This is a genomic window from Hymenobacter antarcticus (genome assembly GCF_039539545.1).
Taxonomy (GTDB): Bacteria; Bacteroidota; Bacteroidia; order Cytophagales; family Hymenobacteraceae; genus Hymenobacter; species Hymenobacter antarcticus.
Genome location: NZ_BAABDI010000032.1, coordinates 15386 through 34714, shown reverse-complemented (window position 1 = coordinate 34714; position 19329 = coordinate 15386). Strand labels below are relative to the sequence as shown.

At 61.0% G+C, this 19329-nt stretch carries 11 protein-coding genes and 1 tRNA gene; 5 read left to right on the top strand and 7 right to left on the bottom strand.

The window, feature by feature from the left end:
* The first annotated feature begins 261 nt into the window (after positions 1-261).
* Entirely contained in the window at positions 262-1077 is an 816-nt protein-coding gene (locus tag ABD819_RS17995) for a mechanosensitive ion channel family protein (RefSeq protein WP_345126500.1), read from the top strand.
* Between the two features lie 202 nt (positions 1078-1279).
* On the top strand, positions 1280-4474 hold the full coding sequence (locus ABD819_RS17990) for a PAS domain S-box protein (RefSeq protein ID WP_345126499.1): 3195 nt from the start codon (positions 1280-1282) through the stop codon (positions 4472-4474).
* A gap of 30 nt (positions 4475-4504) precedes the next feature.
* Here ABD819_RS17990 and ABD819_RS17985 read toward each other — a convergent pair whose 3' ends face one another.
* Together ABD819_RS17985 and ABD819_RS17980 are read right to left on the bottom strand one after the other, a co-directional pair.
* On the bottom strand, positions 4505-5500 hold the full coding sequence (locus tag ABD819_RS17985) for an aldo/keto reductase (RefSeq protein WP_345126497.1): 996 nt from the start codon (positions 5498-5500) through the stop codon (positions 4505-4507).
* A gap of 494 nt (positions 5501-5994) precedes the next feature.
* On the bottom strand, positions 5995-6336 hold the full coding sequence (locus ABD819_RS17980) for a cupin domain-containing protein (RefSeq protein WP_345126496.1): 342 nt from the start codon (positions 6334-6336) through the stop codon (positions 5995-5997).
* Between the two features lie 182 nt (positions 6337-6518).
* On the opposite strand from ABD819_RS17980, the gene ABD819_RS17975 reads away from it, so the two are divergent.
* Both ABD819_RS17975 and cysK read left to right on the top strand, forming a co-directional pair.
* Entirely contained in the window at positions 6519-7352 is an 834-nt protein-coding gene (locus tag ABD819_RS17975) for a serine O-acetyltransferase (protein WP_345126495.1), read from the top strand.
* A gap of 89 nt (positions 7353-7441) precedes the next feature.
* Positions 7442-8365 carry a cysteine synthase A gene (gene cysK / locus ABD819_RS17970; RefSeq protein WP_345126492.1) on the top strand — a complete coding sequence of 308 codons (924 nt, stop codon included), beginning with the start codon at positions 7442-7444 and terminating at the stop codon, positions 8363-8365.
* Between the two features lie 463 nt (positions 8366-8828).
* Here cysK and ABD819_RS17965 read toward each other — a convergent pair.
* From ABD819_RS17965 to ABD819_RS17945, 5 genes are all read right to left on the bottom strand, one after another.
* A tRNA-Ala gene (locus tag ABD819_RS17965) sits at positions 8829-8902 on the bottom strand.
* 185 nt (positions 8903-9087) lie between these two features.
* Positions 9088-12678, bottom strand: coding sequence for a TonB-dependent receptor (locus ABD819_RS17960; protein ID WP_345126490.1), 3591 nt, complete (start codon positions 12676-12678; stop codon positions 9088-9090).
* A 222-nt stretch (positions 12679-12900) separates the two neighbouring features.
* Positions 12901-13776 carry a hypothetical protein gene (locus ABD819_RS17955; RefSeq protein WP_345126487.1) on the bottom strand — a complete coding sequence of 292 codons (876 nt, stop codon included), beginning with the start codon at positions 13774-13776 and terminating at the stop codon, positions 12901-12903.
* Between the two features lie 29 nt (positions 13777-13805).
* Entirely contained in the window at positions 13806-17072 is a 3267-nt protein-coding gene (locus ABD819_RS17950) for a TonB-dependent receptor (RefSeq protein WP_345126486.1), read from the bottom strand.
* Between the two features lie 148 nt (positions 17073-17220).
* A complete protein-coding gene (locus tag ABD819_RS17945; RefSeq protein ID WP_345126484.1) occupies positions 17221-17817 on the bottom strand; it encodes a C40 family peptidase in 597 nt (198 codons plus the stop codon).
* 82 nt (positions 17818-17899) lie between these two features.
* Between ABD819_RS17945 and ABD819_RS17940 the strand changes: the two genes are divergently transcribed.
* Positions 17900-19321: an FAD-binding oxidoreductase gene (locus tag ABD819_RS17940; protein WP_345126483.1), complete on the top strand. Its 1422-nt coding sequence runs from the start codon at positions 17900-17902 to the stop codon at positions 19319-19321.
* Positions 19322-19329: the final 8 nt, after the last annotated feature.

Below are 19329 nucleotides of genomic sequence, written 5' to 3'. Positions count from 1 at the left end.
TCTACCGCTTCGCTGAACGGCCCTGCTGAAGCGGTAGAGATGCTTCGACTGCGCGGACGCCAGATAGGCATGACGTTCTTTTTTATTGCAAAGTGATTCCTCCGACCTACTTACCTCATTTACTATTGCGGTAAAGATGCTTCGCTGCGCTCTGCATGACGTTCTTTTATACTAAGCTTCGTTTAGGAATAAGTCTAAACATCCCATAACCAGCGCGAAATTACCTTTCTGTTGCAAACCCTTTCCAGTCAATCCTTATCGATGAATCAGATTACCACCTACGGCCAGCAGTTTCAGGCGCTGGCGATGCTTTATCTGCCCCGGGTGCTCATGGCCGGGCTGGCGCTAATGGTGGGGTGGTGGGCAGTTGGGTGGGTTAGCCGGCTGATTGCGGCGGCGGCCCGACGGCTTGATGTCTCGCTGGCCTCGTTCCTGACCAGCGTGGTCAACATCGTGCTCAAAGTGCTGCTGCTGATAACCGTGGCCGGCATGATAGGCTTCGAAACCACGTCGTTTGTAGCAATTCTGGGGGCGGCGGGCCTGGCGGTGGGCCTGGCGTTGCAGGGTACGCTGGCCAACTTCGCGGGCGGGGTGCTCATCCTCATTTTCAAGCCCTACATAGTGGGTGATACCATCGAATCGCAGGGTAAAACGGGCGAAGTACGGGATATTCAAATTTTCAATACCATCCTCGTTACGCCCCAGGGCGATACCGTTATTCTGCCCAACGGGGCTACGTCCAACAACGTCATCGTTAATAAGACAGCCCAAAACAAAGCTGTGGTTGAGATTCCGGCCGAATTGGACAACCGCACCGACCTGAGCGCCCTGCGCGGCTGGGCGATTCCGCTGATGCAAGCCGATGCCGACGTGCTGGCCACGCCCGCGCCGCAGGTGATAGTTACGGCCCTGCGGCCGGGCGGCATGGCGGTGGTTTTCCGGGCCTATACCCTGGCCGGCCTCAATGTGCCCGCGCAGGCCCGGCTCATCGAGCAGCTGCAGCAGGCGCTGGCCCAGCACGGCGTGGCTGGCCCGGTGCCGGTGTCGCACAGCTATGTGCGCACGCTGCCTGATTAGCAACTGACTAGGGGGTGGCATACGCGGGCCATTATCCGGTCTGCTAAGTCCGGATTATAGAAATTTTCGTAATCTTTGTCCGCGGCATGCCAGTCTTTTTGCCGAATTGTCTGACAATTAGCGGCGGTGGCTGGCCTGCCTAAGGCGGACATGACCGGAACAATACCGGTACCAATAAACAGAAAATACACCCAAAGATGCTATGACCCGTGCGGAGCTAGAAGCGGCCCTGGAACAGCAGCGCACTGAAAATGCCACGCTACGGGCCGAACTGGCCGAGCAACGCCGTTCCGACGGAGTGCCTGTAGCGCAGGTGCCCGCCAGCCTGTGGACTTACCTGCTGGAGGAAACCCATACGGCGGTAATCCTGTGCGGCCCCGATGGCTCCGTGCAATGGATAAACAAGGGCTTTACCGCGCTGTGCGGGCTGGAACTCGCCGAGGTACAGGGGCGTAATCCGGCCTCGTTTCTGCGGCCCAACCTGCGCGACCCGGTCATTCTGGCCCTCATTCAGGACGGCATAGACCGGAAGGTGCCCTTTCAGTACGAGGTGCGCAACCCGCGGCCGGGTTCCGAGGGCTGGCTGCGGGTGCGGGTGCAGCCCGTGGCCGCCGCGGCTGGTGGGCCGGCGAGCTTCGTGGGCCTGCTGGAGGATATTACGGGGTGGAAGCAGGCGCAAATTGGGCTGGTTGAAAGCGAACAGCGCTTCCGCGACCTTACTGAAAATGTGCCCGGCGTGCTCTACGAATGGCGGATGAACGACGATGGGACATTCCATTTCGACTACGCGAGCCCGAAACTGGTGGAGCTGTTCGGCATTCACCCCCGGACGCTGGACCGCATGATGGAGTTTATTCATCCCGACGACCTGGCGGGCTTCAGGCAGTCGTTGGATACGGCGACCAGCAACCGGGCACCCTGGCTACACGAATTCCGCATTGTGGCCCCAGGCCAGCCCGTGCGCTGGATGCGCGGCAGCTCCATCCTGACCAGCTCCGGGCCGTCGTGGCTGGGGTATAGTGGCATTCTTCTCGATATCACGCCGCTCAGGCAAGCGCAGGCCGCGATGCGAGAGAGCGACATCCGCTGGCGCCTGGCCGTGGATGGTTTTGGCGACGGTGCCTGGGAACTCAACCTGCAGACGAAGGATATCTACTATTCGGCCGACTACAAGGCCATGCTCGGGTATCAGGATGATGAGTTTTCGAATGACTACGGTACCTGGCTGGGGCATGTGCACCCCGATGATTTGAGGCCGGTGCTGGCCATTGCGCGGGCTTACCTGCGAGGGAAGTCGCCGCAGGCAGCGGCCGAATACCGCATTCAATGCAAAGACGGGACGTATAAGTGGGTAATGGGCCGGGGCCAGGTTACGGCCCGCGATACCGCCGGGGAGCCCCTCATCCTCACGGGACTACAAACCGACATCACCGAGCTGAAAAAAGCCAAAGAGGCCCTCGACGCTTCCAGCCAGCGCCTGTCCACGGTCATTGCCAACTTCCAGGAAGGCCTGGTGCTCGAAGATGAAAACCGCAGCATCGTGCTGGCCAACGAAGCCTTCAGCCGCCTGCTGGAGGTGCCTTTGGCCCCCGCGCAGCTCATTGGCAAAGCCGGAGCCGCGCTGGCCGAGGGCTCCCGGAAATTTGTCAAAAACCCCACCCAATACGTGGCGCGCATCAATGCGCTGCTGCAACGCCGCCTGCCCGTGGCAGGCGACCGCGTGAGCCTGCGCGACGGGCGCATTCTGCAGCGGGACTTCGTGCCGATATTCGACCAGGACCGCCACCTCGGCCACCTCTGGAAGTACGCCGACATCACGGCCCGCACCAAGGCCGAGGCCGACCTGCGCCAGCGCGAAGAAAAATACCGCGGCATCATCGAGAACATGTCGCTCGGCCTGGTGGAAGCCGACCTGAACGACCACCTGCTCTACGCCAACCAAAGCTTTTGCGATATGACCGGCTTCTCCAGCACTGAGCTGGCTGGCCAGCGCCTCTCGCCATTGCTGCTCACCGGCGACGACCTGGAACTTGTAGAAACCAAGCTGCACAGCCGACAGCAAGGCATTGCCGACTCCTACGAAATTGCCGTAACCACCAAAACCGGGGCCCTGAAGTGGCTGCTGGTGAGCGGGGCCCCGCTCTACGACGACCACCGCCAGCACGTGGGCTCCATCGGCATTTTCCTTGACGTGACGCCCCAGAAACTGCTCGAGGCCAGCCTGCGCGAGGCCAAGGGCCTGGCCGAAATCAGCACCCGGACCAAGCAGGATTTTCTGGCCAATATGAGCCATGAGATTCGCACGCCCATGAATGCCATTCTGGGCATGAGCCAGCTGCTGTCCAAAACCAGCCTCATCGGCCCCCAGACCAGCTACCTGCACGCCATTACCTCATCGGCCGAAAACCTGCTCGTTATCATCAACGACATTCTCGACCTGTCGAAAATCGAAGCCGGGCACCTGGCCGTTGAGCACATTGGCTTCAGTCCCGCCCAGGTGTGCGGCCAGGTCGAAAAAACCCTGCATTTCAAAGCCGAAGAGAAGGGCCTGAACTTCGTGACCCACTTGGGCCCCGGCCTGCCCGACGTGTTGCTCGGCGACCCCTACCGCATTACCCAAGTGCTGCTTAATCTGGCGGGTAATGCAGTGAAATTCACTGAGAAAGGAACGGTGGACGTGCGCTGCACGCTGGTGGCCGAGACGCACGAGGCCGGCCTGGTCGTGGTAGAGTTTGCCATCCAGGACACGGGCATCGGCATTGAGGCGGGGTTTCTGGCCCAGGTTTTCGACGATTTCAGTCAGGAAGATTCTTCCGTTACCCGGCAGTTTGGCGGCACGGGCCTGGGCCTGGGCATCAGCAAAAAGCTGGTGGAGCTGATGGGCGGTGAACTGCGGATTGAAAGCCAGAAAAATCAGGGCACCACCAGTCGCTTCACCCTGCGTCTGCCCATCGGCACGGGACAGGATGTGCCCCACAGGGAAGGCTCCGACTTTACCGGCCTGCCCCATCTGCTGCGCGGTAAACGCATTCTGCTGGTAGAGGATAATGCGTTCAACCGCATGCTGGCCGCCATCTTTCTAACCAATTCGGAGTTGGTGGTCACGGAAGCCCTCAACGGACAAGTAGCCGTGGAGCTGGCCCGGGCGCAGGAGTTCGACCTGATTCTGATGGACGTGCAAATGCCCGTGATGAACGGCTACCAGGCCACGGCCGTGCTCCGCGAGCAGCTGGGGCTGGCCGTGCCCATCATCGCCCTCACGGCCAATGCCATTACCGGCGAGCGCGAAAAGTGCCTGGCCGCGGGCATGAACGACTATTTGACCAAGCCATTTGAGGAAGCCTCGCTGATGAAAATGGTGTACGACTGGGTTACCGTAGCCCAGGCTGCCGGATAACAGGCCGCCTGCCTGGCCGCGTCAACGACGCTAGCGGTTCACGAGGCGCAGGGCTCCTTCGCCGTAGCGGGCCCCGGCCACGGGGTGGGCCGCCAGCAGCTCCTGCAGCTGCTGCGTTTCGGCACCCGTCAGCGCTACCCCGGCCGCGCCGGCATTTTCCTCCAGGTATTTCCGGCGCTTGGTGCCCGGTATCGGGATGAGGTGCTCATCCTGCCGCAGCAGCCAGGCCAGCGCCAACTGCGCCGTGCTGATGCCTTTAGCCTGCGCCAGCGCATGCAGGCCCGCTACCAGCGGCGCGTTGGCATCGCCCACTTCCTCCCCAAAGCGGGGCATGGTGCGCCGCAAATCCTGCTCGGCCAGCTGGGGGCCGGGGTTGGTAAGCAACCCCCGGCCGAGGGGCGAAAATGCGACCAGACTGACACCCAATTCGCGGCAGGCGGGCAGGATTTCCGCCTCCACGTCGCGGGTAAACAGGGAGTATTCTGATTGCAGCGCCGCTATCGGGTGCGTGGCCGCCGCTCGCCGCAGCGACGCCGCCGATGCCTCCGAAAGGCCCAGAAACCGCACTTTGCCGGCCGTTACCAGGTCGGCCATCGCGCCCACCATTTCTTCCACGGGCACGGCCGGGTCGATGCGGTGGGCGTAATACAGGTCGATGGTGTCGATGCCCAGCCGTTGCAGGCTGGCGTCGCAGGCGGCGGCCACGCGCTCGGGGCGCACATCCAGGCGGGTGCCGCCCTGCCCATCGGCCACGAAGCCGAACTTGGTAGCCAGAAACACCCGCTGACGCTGCGTGGCCAGCACCGGCCGCAGCAGGGTTTCGTTGGCCCCGAAGCCATATACATCGGCCGTATCCCAGAACGTGATGCCCAGGTCCAGCGCACGGTGCAGGGTGGCCACGGCTTCGCGCTCATCGCTGGGCCCATAGGCGTAGTCCGAGGCCATCGACATGCAGCCCAGCCCCAGGGCCGAAACCTGCTGGCCGGTGTGGCCCAATTCACGGGTGTTCATCAAGTAGTCGTTCAAAAGTAAACGAGTTGTCAGTTGCTCGTTGTTGGTTGTCAGTCAGGTGATTGTCGTCCTGAAAACAACTGACAGCTACTGACTAATAAGTAGGTCGGGTAAATTACTTTGCAATAAAAAAGAACGTCATGCCTATCTGGCGTCCGCGCAGTCGAAGCATCTCTACCGCTTCAGCAGGGCCGTTCAGTGAAGCGGTAGAGATGCTTCGACGGGCTCAGCATGACGTGCTGATAAGTCAAACTAATTCCCACGACCTACTTAACGTAGAGCAATTTTCAAGTTAGTGTACGGGCTTCGCAGTAGCGCCCTTACACCAACCCGAGAACTGCCCTAGAGGCTATCCGAATAGGCCGTCATGCCGAGCGCAGCCGAGGCATCTCACCCGCTTTGTTGAGGTGGCGGCTGCTTACTGCTGCACGCAAGATGCCTCGGCTGCGCTCGGCATGACCGTTCTTTTCTTGCCTTTTCGGATAGCCCCTTAGTAGGCAACTACTGTTTTATTCGCCATCGCGCCCGTGTACCTGCGCCGGGGGCGAAGTCGCTTCCACTGCCGAGAAGCTTTCCAGAATCTTGTAGGTATGCTCCGCGTTCTGAGGCACTACCCACGAATTGCCGGCTTCCAGAATAACGACCTGGCCGGCCAGGTGCAGCTCGGCGCGGCCGCTGAGCACGTAGCCCACCGTTTCGTAGGGCCGCGTAGCGGGCGTTTTGGGCTCACCGGGCTGCTCGTTTTCCCACATGCGCATGGCTACGTGCTTGCCCGAGGCCAGGTATTTCTCGCCATCGGGGCCGGTAGGAGAGTAGTGCGAATCAACTTTGGTGATGGTGGTATCAGACATGATGAAGGAGTTGGAGAAAGTGAAATATGGAAGTACCTTGTTCGTCAGGGCCTGTAGTAATGCCCCTTTTGGCTTTTGCTAAACGACGAAAGCCACCGGGGCGTTGCCGCCGATATCCGAAACCTTTGGGCAGCGGAGTGGTTACAGGCCCCGGTTATTTCGGCTACCTTTTTCCCGCTTTCGTGTCTCCACATTCTTTTATTGAACAGCTGGCCCAGGCCCATGCCGTAGCCCCGGACGCCCTGCCCGGTGCCGCTTTCTGCGCCCTCGCCGATGGCCTGCTGGCCCTGCTTTTCCCCCAGCGCGCCGAACGGCCCCTGCCTACGGCCGACGCCGTGGCCGCCGAGCTGCACCACTTCCGGGCCGAGCTGGCCGTGCTGCTGGCCCAGGTGCCGGCCCTGCCCGCCCCGGCCGCCGAGCTGGCCGGGGAGTTTACCGCGCAGTTACCAGTCCTGCGGGCCGCCCTGCTGCGCGATGCCTCCGCCATCCTGGCCAGCGACCCGGCCGCGCAGGGCCTGGCCGAAATCATCAGCTCGTACCCCGGCTTCTACGCCACGGCGCTGTATCGGCTGGCGCACGCCCTGTACCAGCGCGGCCTGCCCCGCCTGCCGCGCCTGCTCAGCGAATACGCCCACCAGCGTACGGGCATCGATATTCACCCCGGCGCGCAGATTGGCCCGGCCTTTTGCATCGACCACGGCACGGGCATCGTCATCGGCGAAACGGCCGTTATCGGGGCCAACGTGCAGATATACCAGGGCGTCACGTTGGGGGCGCTTAGCGTCACCAAGGGCCTGCAGGGCACCAAGCGCCACCCCACTATCGAAGACTACGCCGTGATTTATGCCGGTGCCACCATTCTGGGGGGCAGCACGGTAATCGGAGCCTACAGCATCATCGGGGGCAACGTCTGGCTGACCGAAAGCGTACCCTCGCATTCGCGCGTATACCACCGCGCCCACATCAACATCTCCCGCAGCGTGGACCCGGCCGCCGAGCTGGTTTTTTCAATTTGAATGTAGCGCGGACTCTGTAGTCCGCGTGCGAACGATGCAAACGCGGACTACAAAGCCCGCGCTACAACCCCGAAAACCAATCAACTCTCATGAAAGCCAATTCCATTCTTGAAACCATTGGCAGCACGCCGCTGGTACGTATCAACCGCCTGTTTGCCGCTACCCGCCCCGATGTGGAGGTGTGGATGAAGCTGGAACGCGCCAACCCCGGCGGCTCCATCAAGGACCGGATTGCCCTATCCATGGTAGAGCAGGCCGAGCAGGATGGCCTCATCACGAAGAGCAGCCTGATTGTGGAGCCCACCTCCGGCAACACGGGCGTGGGCCTGGCCCTGGTGGCCGCCGTGAAGGGCTACAAGCTCACCCTCGTCATGCCCGAGAGCATGAGCATCGAGCGCCGCCGCCTGATGGCAGCCTACGGAGCCAACCTGGAACTCACGCCCCGCGAAAAAGGCATGAAAGGAGCCATCGAGAAGGCTCAGGAAATTGTGAAGAACACGCCCGGCGCCTGGATGCCTATGCAGTTTTCCAACCCCGCCAACCCGCGTATTCACGCCGAGACTACGGCCCAGGAAATTCTGCGCGATGCCCCCGAGGGCTTCGATTTCCACATCACCGGCGTGGGCACCGGCGGCCACATCACGGCCGTTACCGAAGTGCTGAAGCCGCATTTTCCCAACATGAAAACCTTTGCCGTGGAGCCGGAGGCCTCGCCCGTTATCAGCGGTGGCGCACCGGGGCCGCACCCCATCCAAGGCATCGGAGCCGGCTTCATTCCCGAGAACCTGCACGTCAACATCCTCGACGGCGTGATTCAGGTGTCGCAGGCAGAGGCGTACGAAATGACCCGCCGCGCCGCTCGCGAAGAAGGCATTTTCGTGGGCGTATCGTCGGGAGCTTCCCTGGCCGCCATTGCCAAGAAGCTGGTCGACGTGCCGCAGAATGCCCGCATCCTCACCTTCTGCTACGATACCGGCGAGCGGTACCTGTCAGTCGACGGCCTGTTCGTGTAGGGCGCGGGACCAGGAAATCAGTGAACGGAAAACTCCTCTCCTTGGAAAAGGAGGGGAGTTTTTGCGTAGCAAAAACGGGGGTGGTTCGATTCGTTGCACGACACCCGAACGATAATTACCGCGTCGGTCTGGTCCAATTGCCCGGATGCCGTGCAATGCCCTCCTCCGGTGGCACCACCCCCGTTTCAGCGAAGCTGAAACATCCCCTCCTTGGTAAGGGAGGGGAGTTGGTTGTTTTGGTAACTGCTGTTACGCACTCTCCTTGTTAAAGCGCCTCGGGGGATGTAGCGCGGACTTTGTAGTCCGCAAGTCTGCGCCGCTACAACCACTACACGGCGCAGACTCGCGGACTACAAAGTCCGCGCTACATTCTGCTGCGTAACAGCAGCTGGTAAATTCCAATTCAAACAAAAAGCCCGACCAGTTTCCTGGTCGGGCTTTTTATCTTCATTCACATCTTCAGTGGAGAATATCGGAGTCGAACCGATGACCTCTTGCATGCCATGCAAGCGCTCTAGCCAACTGAGCTAATCCCCCTGATTTGTTGTTTACCGCCGTGCCATTTGCGCTTTGGTTCGACAAAAGTACAGCCGTTTTGCGGTTTGGCAAGCCGTGGGCATACTTTTTTTGCTGAAATGCCGCAATTGCCAAGCAATCAGCCACAAAAAAAGCGGGCAGGAATTGCTTCCTGCCCGCTTCGAGGCTTCAGTTAGCCGAAAGACTTAGTTGAAGATGTAGCGAATGCCAACCTGCGCCTGCCACCGCGAACCAAGGCCGCCGGTCTCATTGCGGAAGGTTTGGGTGAGCGGAACGCCGGGCGCGAGCACTGCCGGCACGGCGGGGTCGCTACCGGTGGCCGGAATGGCCGGGGTAACGATGCGCTGATTGGTCAGGTAAGGGAAGGTGAAATTGGGCCGGCCCTGCAGGTCGTAGCCGGCAAAAGACAACGGGTTGGACACGTTGGCCGTGCGGAAGGTGCCCCAGCTGCTGTTGAGCAGGTTGCCGATATTGAACACGTCGATGCTCAGCTGCAAGGTGTTCTTGTTATCGCCGATGGAAGTGAAAAGGTCCTGCAGCAGGCGCACGTCCAGGCGGTTCTGCCAGGGACGTACGGCCCCGTTGCGCTCGGCATACTCACCGCGCCGCGTTTTCAGGTAGTCGTCCTGGTCAATATACTTGTTGAGGTCCGTCCACTGCTGGGCGGCCGAGTAGGTACCGCCGCCCTGCGCGCTTGAAATGGTGATGTCGCGCAGCATAATCTCGCTTTGATTCCGGGGAATGTACATCAGGTCATTGCCCGCGCCACCTGAGTTGTCGCCGTTCATGTCGCCGGCGTAGGTGTAGGAGAAGCGGCCCGCCGGAGCGGCCTCGTAAAACAGCGAGAACGTGGTGCCGAGGTGATTGAGGTATTCGCGGCGGTACGAGAGCGAGGCAATGACGCGGTGCTGCTGCAGGAAGTTAGAATAGCTCAGCACGTTGGCGTTCGGGTCGCCCGACACCTGGCGGTCGCGCCAGTTGGTCTGGGCAATGCTGCCGCCGTCGTTCACCGAGCGGGAATCGGTGTAGGTGTAGGCCGCCATGGCGTAGAGGCCATTGCTGAAGGATTTCTGGAGCTGCCCCGTTACCGAGTAGGAGTATCCCTTGTTGGTATTCTTCATCAGGATGGCATCGGTGATGACGGGATTGGTGGCCGACGCGCCGCCCTGACCGTTGTAGAGACGGTTATTCTGAATCAGGCTGGGCTGGGTGTTGGGGGCAGTGCCCACCGGGGCCAGCGTGTAGAGGCCCGCGTTTGGCCCCGTGGTATTGGGCACGCCAAAGGAGTAGAAAATGGGTCGGGTGTCAGGACCATTGGCGCGGCCAATGGGCTGGGGCAGGTTCACATTCTGGAAGTACACGGCATTCAGGTCCTTCGTGTAGAGGGCCTCCAGGGTGGCTATCACGCCGCCGGGCAGCTCCTGGTCTACGGCCAGGTTGGTGCGCCACACCTGCGGAAACTTAAAGTCGCGGGCTGTGACGGCCAGGTTGTACTGGGTGTTGGCGGCCGCGCCGGCGGGACGGTAGCGGTCTGGGTTCGGGTCGAAGTAGTTGCCTGCCGGACCCGTCGGGTCATTTGGGTTCACCGCCGCCGACACCTGCGGCCCGGTGCGCGAGAACGAGCCAAACTGCACGCCGTTGTTGCCGGCCTGGTTCGACAGCCACACGAACGGAATGCGGCCCGTGAACACGCCCGTGCCGCCGCGCAACTGGGTTTTGCGGTCGTCGTTCACGTCCCAGTTGAAACCGATGCGCGGCGAGAGCAGCACTTTGGTGTCGGGCAGCTTGTTGGTTTCCAGCTTCACGCCGTTGCGGAAGGTCAGGTTGGCCGCGTTTTCGTTGCGGGCAATTTCCGAGAAAATAATCGGCACATCGCCGCGCAGGCCCACGGTCACTTTCAGGTTGCTCCGGGGGCTCCATTCATCCTGCGCGTACAGGCCAATCTGCGCGGCCTCGGTTACGGCAAAGGGAAACGAGCCATCGGGGAGCGCCGAGTAGGAGAGGTTGTAGCGCTGCGGAAAGGCCAGCGTGCCCGTGGTGTTAGCCGTGAGCACCCCGGTAGCACCGTTGCGGGTGTAGCCCAGGGGCGCGGCGGTGGTGCGGGCAGCGGCGTAAAAATCGTCGAGCCCGTTGAAGGTGTACGCACCGTTGTAGTTGGGGGAGAAGCCGTTGGTGAACTTATACAGCTCGTTATAGGTGCCCAACGTCAGGTTGTGCTTGCCCAGAAAGGCCGTGAAGTTGTTGCCCAGCTGGTACACGTCCGAGTTCAGCACGTTGAAAGCCGTGAAGGGCTCGTAGCCGAAGGTCGTGTAGCTGTTGGCGGCGGAAACCCCGCCGCCGGCCGCCGTGCGTGCGGTAGCCGTTCCGATATCAACCAACGGAAACCGGCTGCCGCCCAGGCTCTCGCGCTCGTCGCGGAAGGCGGAATAACCGGCGGTCAGGTTGTTGGCAAACCGGCTGCCAAAGGTGCTGTTCAACTCGGCAATGACGGAGTTGAGGTTGTTGTTGATGACGTAGTACGAAGAGGCGAAAGGCAGACCAAACTGCGACTGCGAACGGCCAATGTTGGCCGGCCCGATGGCTCCCGAGCCGCTGGGCGGCACATCGCGGTACGAGCGCAGGTAGTTGTACTTCACGCTGAAGCGGTGGTTGCTGCTGATGTTCCAGTCGAGCTTGGCAGTGGCTTTGCGGCTGAACGAGCGCAGGTCATAATCCTGGTACGCCCCGGCATCGTAGCCGTAGTTGTCCTTGAGGAAGTTTTTCAGAATATCAAGGTCGCGTACCGAAGCCGCCGAGGTGGTGGAGTTCGGGCCGGGGGCCGGGGCCCCGTCGCGGTTGGCGATGTAGCTGCCCGCGGGCGGGTCGATGCGGTCTTCCTGCTCGGCATTGACAAAAAAGAACAGCTTGTCTTTGATGATGGGGCCGCCGGCGCGAAAACCGAAGTTCTTCAGGTTGAAGTTGGGGAAGTCGCGCTCAAAGTCGCCTACCTTACTGCCCACGAAGTTCTGGTTGCGGTAGAAGCCGTAGACCGAACCCGTGAACTTGTTCGAGCCCGAGCGGGTCACGGCGTTGATGCCGGCCCCCGTAAACGAGCCCTGGCGCACGTCGTAAGGGGCGATGCTCACCTGAATCTGGTCGATGGCATCGAGCGAAATCGGCTGGGCGTTGGCCTGGCCACCCACCGTCGGAGACAGGCCGAAGGAGTTGTTGAAGATGGCTCCGTCGATGGTGATGTTGTTGTAGCCGCCGCTCCGCCCGCCGAAGCTCTGGCCATTGGCCTGGGGCGTGAGGCGGGTGAAGTCATCGAATGAGCGGCTGATAGTGGGCAGACGCTCAATGGTTTCGCGCTGAATCGTGGTACTGGCCCCGGTGTGGTCGGCGTTCATCACCGGGTCGCGGCGGCCGCTCACGGTCACTTCCGTCAGCTCGGTGCTGGCGTCGTTCAGCTTCTGGTCGAAGCGCAGGTTCTGGCCCAGCGTCAGGTTGATGTCGTTGCGAACTACGTCTTTGTAGCCCACAAAAGTCACCTTCACCGTGTAGGGTCCCACCCGCATGTTCTGGATGTTGAAGCGGCCTTCCGAGTTGGTGGGCACTACGTACTGCGTGTTGGTTGGCGTATGAACGGCAATAACGGTGGCCCCGGGCAGGCCCGCGCCGGTCTTGTCGGCGATGGTGCCACTCATGGCAGCCGTAGTAGCGCCCTGGCTCCAGCCCAAACGGGCGGTGAAGAGCATCAGCGTCAACAGAAACAGGTGGCGTAAACGTTTATTATTCATACAGAAGAAATTGGTGAGAGTTGAAAAAGCACCTGCCAAAAATCGAGCACAAAAGTACGGCTAATACACGTGGGCCTGTGTTATGGAATAATTACGATTGCTGCTGCCCGACTACTCAGCTGCATTGCTAAGCCCGCTCACGTTGAATGACAGTGCTATGGCACAAAAAAAGACGGCTGGATTTACATCCAGCCGTCTTCTAAAACTCAGCGCCTGAGCTGATTAATTGTGCGTGACCACCGAAATACCCAACGGGGTAGTCGTATTGCCGGCTATACCTCGGGTGTACAAGGTGTATATTTTACCGGCCACGAAAGTAGTTGGGAACAGCGTACCGGGGAGTGGGGTAGTAGCGACGCTGCGAACATCCAGCGTGTAAGTGCCAGCCGCTACCTCGGTGAAGTTGGCGAAGGTGGTCGTAACGGGTGGGGTAGCCGTCGACGTGTTGGTGGTTGCCCGATAGGCACGGATAGGCACTGCCGAGAACAGCGGAGCTTGCGTCAGGGAGTTGAAAATGCCGTAAGTGGTACTACCGCCCGTGGCTGTCGGTGCCAGGTTCACAAAGCGAATCTTGGCATTCGTCGCCACTGCGGGCGGGGCCAGGTTATCGGTCAGCGTCACGAGCCGGATGCCGCCCTGGTCGGAAGTAGCCGTCACGGGGGCGGCATAGGCCCGGGTGGGCAGGTCGGTAATAAAAGTGGTGTAGTTGGTACCACCCAAAAAGGCAGCGCGCGACACGACGGGCCGCGCCACCGTTACGACGGGCAGCGGGATAGTGGGCGGGGGCGTAACCACCGGCGTAGCCGGAATATTGGTCGGCTCATTGTAGATGAACAGGCGCAGGCCGGCCGCCACCGAAGTTGCCGTCGAAACCCCCAGATAGGGCAGGGCGGAGCCAAAGGCAGCGTTGTCGAGGGTAATGCTGGTGCCCGTAGTGCCCGGCGCGGCGTTCACGACCAACACCTGGGCCTGGCCCACGCTGGACGTGGTAACGGGAGTCGGAGTAGGATAAGTAGGGTCATCGCAGCCAACCAGCGCGCCGGCTACTGAGGTAGCCAGCGTGAGTTTGGTGACAAGCGAAACAAAAGAAAATTTCATACGAAAGTGCGATTAGCTAAACTGACTGATTAAAACAAGTAACGAGCGCCAAACTGGGCCTGCCAGCGCGAAGCCAGCTGGCTAATCTGGTAGGCCTCAGTGGGGGTAGCAGCGGTACCCGTGCCGTAGCTGAACGTGGGGCGGCCGGTGGTGCCGTTTTCGAGCCCCTGGTAGCGCAGCAGGCCAAAGTTCTGGTTGGCTACGAAGTAGTCGCGGCCCCACTCATTGTTCAGCAGGTTGCCAAAGTTGGTGACGTCAGCCGTGAGCTGGAAGGTGTGGGTTTTGCTGCCTACCTGCACGTAGATGTCCTGCATCAAGCGCACATCGACGCGGTGCTGCCAGGGGGTGCGGGCTCCGTTGCGGGCCGCGTACTCGCCGCGGTGCTTGCTGAGGTAGTCATCGTTCTCGATGAAGGCGTTCAGCTCGCTCCACGCCTGGGCCGGCGTGCGGCGGTCGTTGTTGCTGGCCGTTACCAGCACAATTTCGTTCTGGCTGCGCGGGATGTAAATCAGGTCATTCGAGTTGCTCTGGAACGCGCCGCCGTCGCCGTTGATGTCGCCGCCAAAGTAGCTGTAGGAGAAAGGCGAGCCCGACTGGCCATTGTAGAAGGCCGAAAACGTGGTAGCAAAGTGCTTCGCATACGCCTTGCGGTAGGAGAGCGAGCCAATCACGCGGTGGCGCAGGTCGAAGTTGGAGTATGACAGGGGCAGGTTATTCGGGTCGGCCGCGTGGGGGTTAAACTCCCAAATCGATACGGCCGTGGAGCTGGAGCCCGAGTACAGGTCGCGCGACTGGCCGTAGGTGTAGGCCGTGGAGGCAAACAGGCCGTTGTTCAGCTGCTTCTTCAATTCGCCGGTTACGCTGTACTGGTAGCCCTGGCTGGTGTTGGAAAGCAGAATTACGTTGTTGAAGTCGGCGCTGTTGCGGAAGCGGCCGGCACCCGTCGCGTACACGGGGCGGCCATCGCCCTGCAGCGTGCGCGGCGTTCCATCAGCGTTGGTAAGAGGGGCTGCCAGGTTGATATCCAGCGGCAGCACGTCGTTCAGCGTCTTGGAGTAGATACCTTCGGCCGTGGCCACGATGCCGTAAGGCAGGAGGTAATCAAACGCGATGTTGGTACGAAGCAGCTGCGGGTTGCGGAAGTCTTTATCCGTGACGGCAATGCTGCCGCGGGCGGCGGTGGCCGGCGTATTGCGAACTTGGTCGCGCGTAACGGTGTAGTTCGAGTTCAGAGCCAGGCCGTTGGCAGGCAGGGGGCTGGACGTATTGTTCGAGTCGAAGGTGGCGAAGTCGACGCCGGTGTTGCCGTACTGGTTAGAAATCCACACGTAGGCCGGGCGGCCGGTGAAGACGCCTACCCCACCGCGAACCTGAAAGGACTGGTCTTTGCGCACGTCCCAGTTGAAGCCGATACGCGGCGACACCTGCAGGCGGCTCTTGGGGGTTCGGTCGGTTTGCACGTCGTAGGCGGGGCCCTGGGCGTTCGCATCGGCGAAGGCCGCCTGCACCTTGGGATTGCTCGAAGGCTTGTCGAAGTACACCGGCAGGTCGAAGCGCAGCCCACCCGTTACGCGCAGGTTGTCGAGCAAGCTGAATTCGTCCTGGGCGTAGAGGCCGAACTGGGCCGCGCCAAACTTCGCCGTGGGCTTGCCGCTGGGCAGGGCAAAGTTCTGGCGGTAGCGGAAGCCGGTGCCCGACACCGTGTTGGCCAGGAAGGCATCAACACTGGGGAAATCGTAGCGGCCTTCGGTGCTTTGTACGAACAGGTTATCGAAACGGAAAATTTCGTTGTTCGTGCCGATGGTGATGACGTGCTTACCGGCGAAGATGTTGAAGTTGTCGTTGATTTCCAGAATGTCCTGGTCGAGGCGGTTGGCCACCGAGCTGAATTCCGAGCCGGCGTTGATGGTGCCGTTGCCCGCCGTGATGGTGATGGAGGGAAACAGGCCGCCCCGCGTGGTGCGGCTATCGCGGATAGTAGAGTAGCCCACCAGCAGGTTGTTGGCGAAGCGGTTGCCGAAGCGGCTCTTCAATTCCGCTACCGTCGAGTTGGTCTTGCTCAGGAACTGGTAGCCGTTGTTGCCGAAGCGGAAGTTGGTCTGGCTCCGGCTGATGTTGTCGTCCGATGCATCCACGAAGTTGTGGCGCAGTGTGAGCTGGTGGTTCTGGTTGATGTTCCAGTCCAGGCGGGCAAAGGCCTTGTTGCTACGGGTCTCCGCGTTGATTTCACCAAACGAGCCGGCGTCGTAGCCGTAGTCGCGCAGCTTGTTCGAAATCGACTGCAATTGGTCATTGTTCACGAAGCCCACAACGTTCGAGCCTGTTTCGCCAACACCACCGGCGCGGAAGAGCAGCGGCGCGCTGCGGCGGGTAACTTCCCCGTTCACGAAGAAGAACAGCTTATCCTTAATGACCGGGCCACCGAGGCGGAAACCCGTCTGATAATCATAGAACTCGGCCAGTTTGCTGCGCTCCCCGGTTACGGGGTCAGCCGTGGGGCTTTTGCCCGCCGTGTTCTGGTTGCGGCCGAAAACGAAGGCCGAGCCCGAGAATTCGTTGGTGCCGGAACGGGTCACGGCATTCACGCCGCCGCCGCTGAAACGGCCCTGCCGCACGTCGTACGGGGCAATAACTACCTGAAGCTCCTGGATGGCGTCGAGCGAGATAGGGTTGGTGCCCGCCTGGCCGCCCGGCGCGCCCGAGCCCCCGAGGCCGAACAAGTCGTTGTTGGAAGCGCCGTCAATCTGAATGTTATTGAAGCGGCCGTTACGGCCGGACAGCGAGTTGCCGTTGGCCTGGGGCGTGAGGCGGGTAAAGTCCTGAAAGCTACGCGAGATAGTGGGCAGGCGTTCAATTTGTTCGCGCTGCACGGTGGTAGCAGCCCCGGTGCGGCCGGCGTTCATCACCGGGTCGCGGCGGCCGCTCACGGACACTTCCGCCAGCTCGGTGCTGCTGTCATCCAGCTTCTGGTCGACGCGCAGGTTCTGGCCCAGCGTCAGGTTGATGCCTTCGCGCGTGACATCCTTAAAGCCGACGAAGGTGATTTTAACCGTGTAAGGCCCACCCACCCGCATGTTCTGAATGTTGAAGCGGCCTTCCGAGTTGGTGGGCGCCACGTACTGCGTGTTGGTTGGGGTATGAATGGCAATAACGGTGGCCCCGGGCAGGCCCGTACCAGTCTTGTCGGCGATAGTGCCACTCATGGCAGCCGTAGTAGCGCCCTGGCTCCAGCCCAGCCGGGCCGTGAAGAGCATTAACGCCAACAAAAATACGTGGCGTAAGCGTAGAGTATTCATACAAAAAAGGTTGGTGAAAATTATGAGCTTGTTTGAAAAGCGGAACAAAGGTAAGCCCTTCCCTGAGCCGTTAACATTACGATAAATTTACCATTTGTCGATGACGGCATACTGGTCCATTTTCAAGGTAAAGGTAGCAGGCAGCAGGTTAGAGCCGCGGGCGCACGGCCCGGATAAATCGACTGAGGTAATAGTCCGATTCCAGGCTGTTTTCGACCACGCCGAGCGACGTTGAGGCGTGAATAAAATCCACGCCCTCGTCGTCGACCACCGTCACCAGTCCCACGTGCGTGATGGTGCGGCTGCCGGGCGAACCGCCAAAAAAAACCAAATCGCCGGGCCGTAAGTCACTGGTCTTCACGTTTTCGCCCCACACGGCCTGCTCGTTGGACGAGCGCGGAATGCTCACACCAGCCTCGCCGAAGGACAATTGCAGCAGCCCCGAGCAATCGAGTCCCAGCCGCGTGGTGCCGCCGTAGAGGTAGGGCACGCCCTGGTAGGAGCGGGCCGCGTCAACCACCGAAGCCAGCGTGCCGGTGGCGCTGCCCAGGCGCGGGGCGCGCCGGGTTACCACCTTGGCTTTGCTGCCGCCGGGCGTCACGCCCACCGTTTTGGTTTTCCCCGTAGGCCGGGCGCTCACGCGGCTGCCGCCTTTTTTCAGGCGCACCATCTCGCGGGCCGAACGGTACTGCCCGTCGCGGTAATTGAGCTTGCGGTGGCAGCCGGCCAGGGCAAGCAAAGCCAACAGCAACCCCGGTAGTATATTCGTTGTTACCCTACCCATTGGCCGCAAAGATAGTTTACGCGGCCGTCTAGTTTCTCCGCTGATGCTTTTCAACGCCCTGACCCCCGAATTAATTGTTGCCTTTGAGGCCATTGTTGGCCCCGCGCACGTGCTCACGGCCCAGCGCGCCGAAGCCACCGCTACTGCCGACGCGTATGCCGACTACGGCCGCGACCACACCGAGGACCTGCATTTCGCCCCCGATGTGGTGCTGCGCCCCGCTGATGCCGACGAAATCAGCCAGATAATGCGGCTCTGCCACGCGCACCGCATCCCTGTTACGCCCCGGGGCGCGGGCACGGGTCTGAGCGGCGGCGCGCTGCCCATTCACCACGGCGTGGTGCTGAGCACCGACCGGCTCAATAAAATCGTGCAGATTGACGAGCGCAACCTGCAGGCCACCGTGGAGCCCGGCGTGGTGAACGAGGCGTTCCAGAACGCGGTGAAGGAAGTGGGCCTGTTTTATCCGCCCGACCCGGCCAGCAAGGGCAGCTGCTCGCTGGGCGGCAACCTGGCCCACAGCAGTGGCGGCCCCAAAGCCGTGAAATACGGCACCACCCGCGACTACGTCCTGAACCTGCAAGTGGTGCTGCCCACCGGCGAAATCATCTGGACGGCCGCCAACACCCTCAAAAACTCCACTGGCTACAACCTCACCCAACTCCTGGTGGGCTCGGAGGGTACGCTGGGCATCATCACCAAAGTAGTGTTTCGGCTGTTGCCGTTTCCGCAGCAGAATATTCTGATGCTGGTGCCCTTTCGGCAGGTAGCGCAGGCCGCCGAAGCCGTTTCGGCCGTGTTTCGGGCCGGGATTATTCCGTCGGGTATGGAATTTATGGAGCGTGAGGCCATTGCCTGGTCTTCGGATTACCTGAAAATCCCGCTCACGCTGCCCGAGGATATCACGGCGCATTTGCTCATCGAGCTCGATGGCCAGGACCTGGACCAGCTTTATAAGGAAGCTGAGCAAGTGTACGAGGTGCTGGAGAAGTACGACGTGGGCGAAATCCTGCTCGCCGACAACGCGACCCAGAAGGACGAGCTCTGGAAAATCCGCCGCAACATCGGCAATTCAGTACGCTACAATTCCGTCTATAAGGAAGAGGACACCGTGGTACCCCGCGCTGAGCTGCCCGCGCTGCTCAGCGGTGTGAAGGAAATAGGAGCCCGCTGGGGGTTCAAAAGCGTGTGCTACGGCCACGCCGGCGACGGCAACCTGCACGTCAACATCATCCGCGGCGAGCTGGACGACGAGATGTGGAACGTGGGCCTGCGCCAGCCCATTTCCGAAATTTTCGAGCTCTGCGTGAAGCTGGGCGGTACCATTTCGGGCGAGCACGGCATCGGGCTGGTGCAGAAAGGCTACATCGGCATCGCGCTGAAAGAAGCTAATCTGAACCTGATGCGGGGGATAAAGGACGTGTTCGACCCAAATGGGATTTTGAATCCGGGGAAGATTTTCTAGCTGTCATT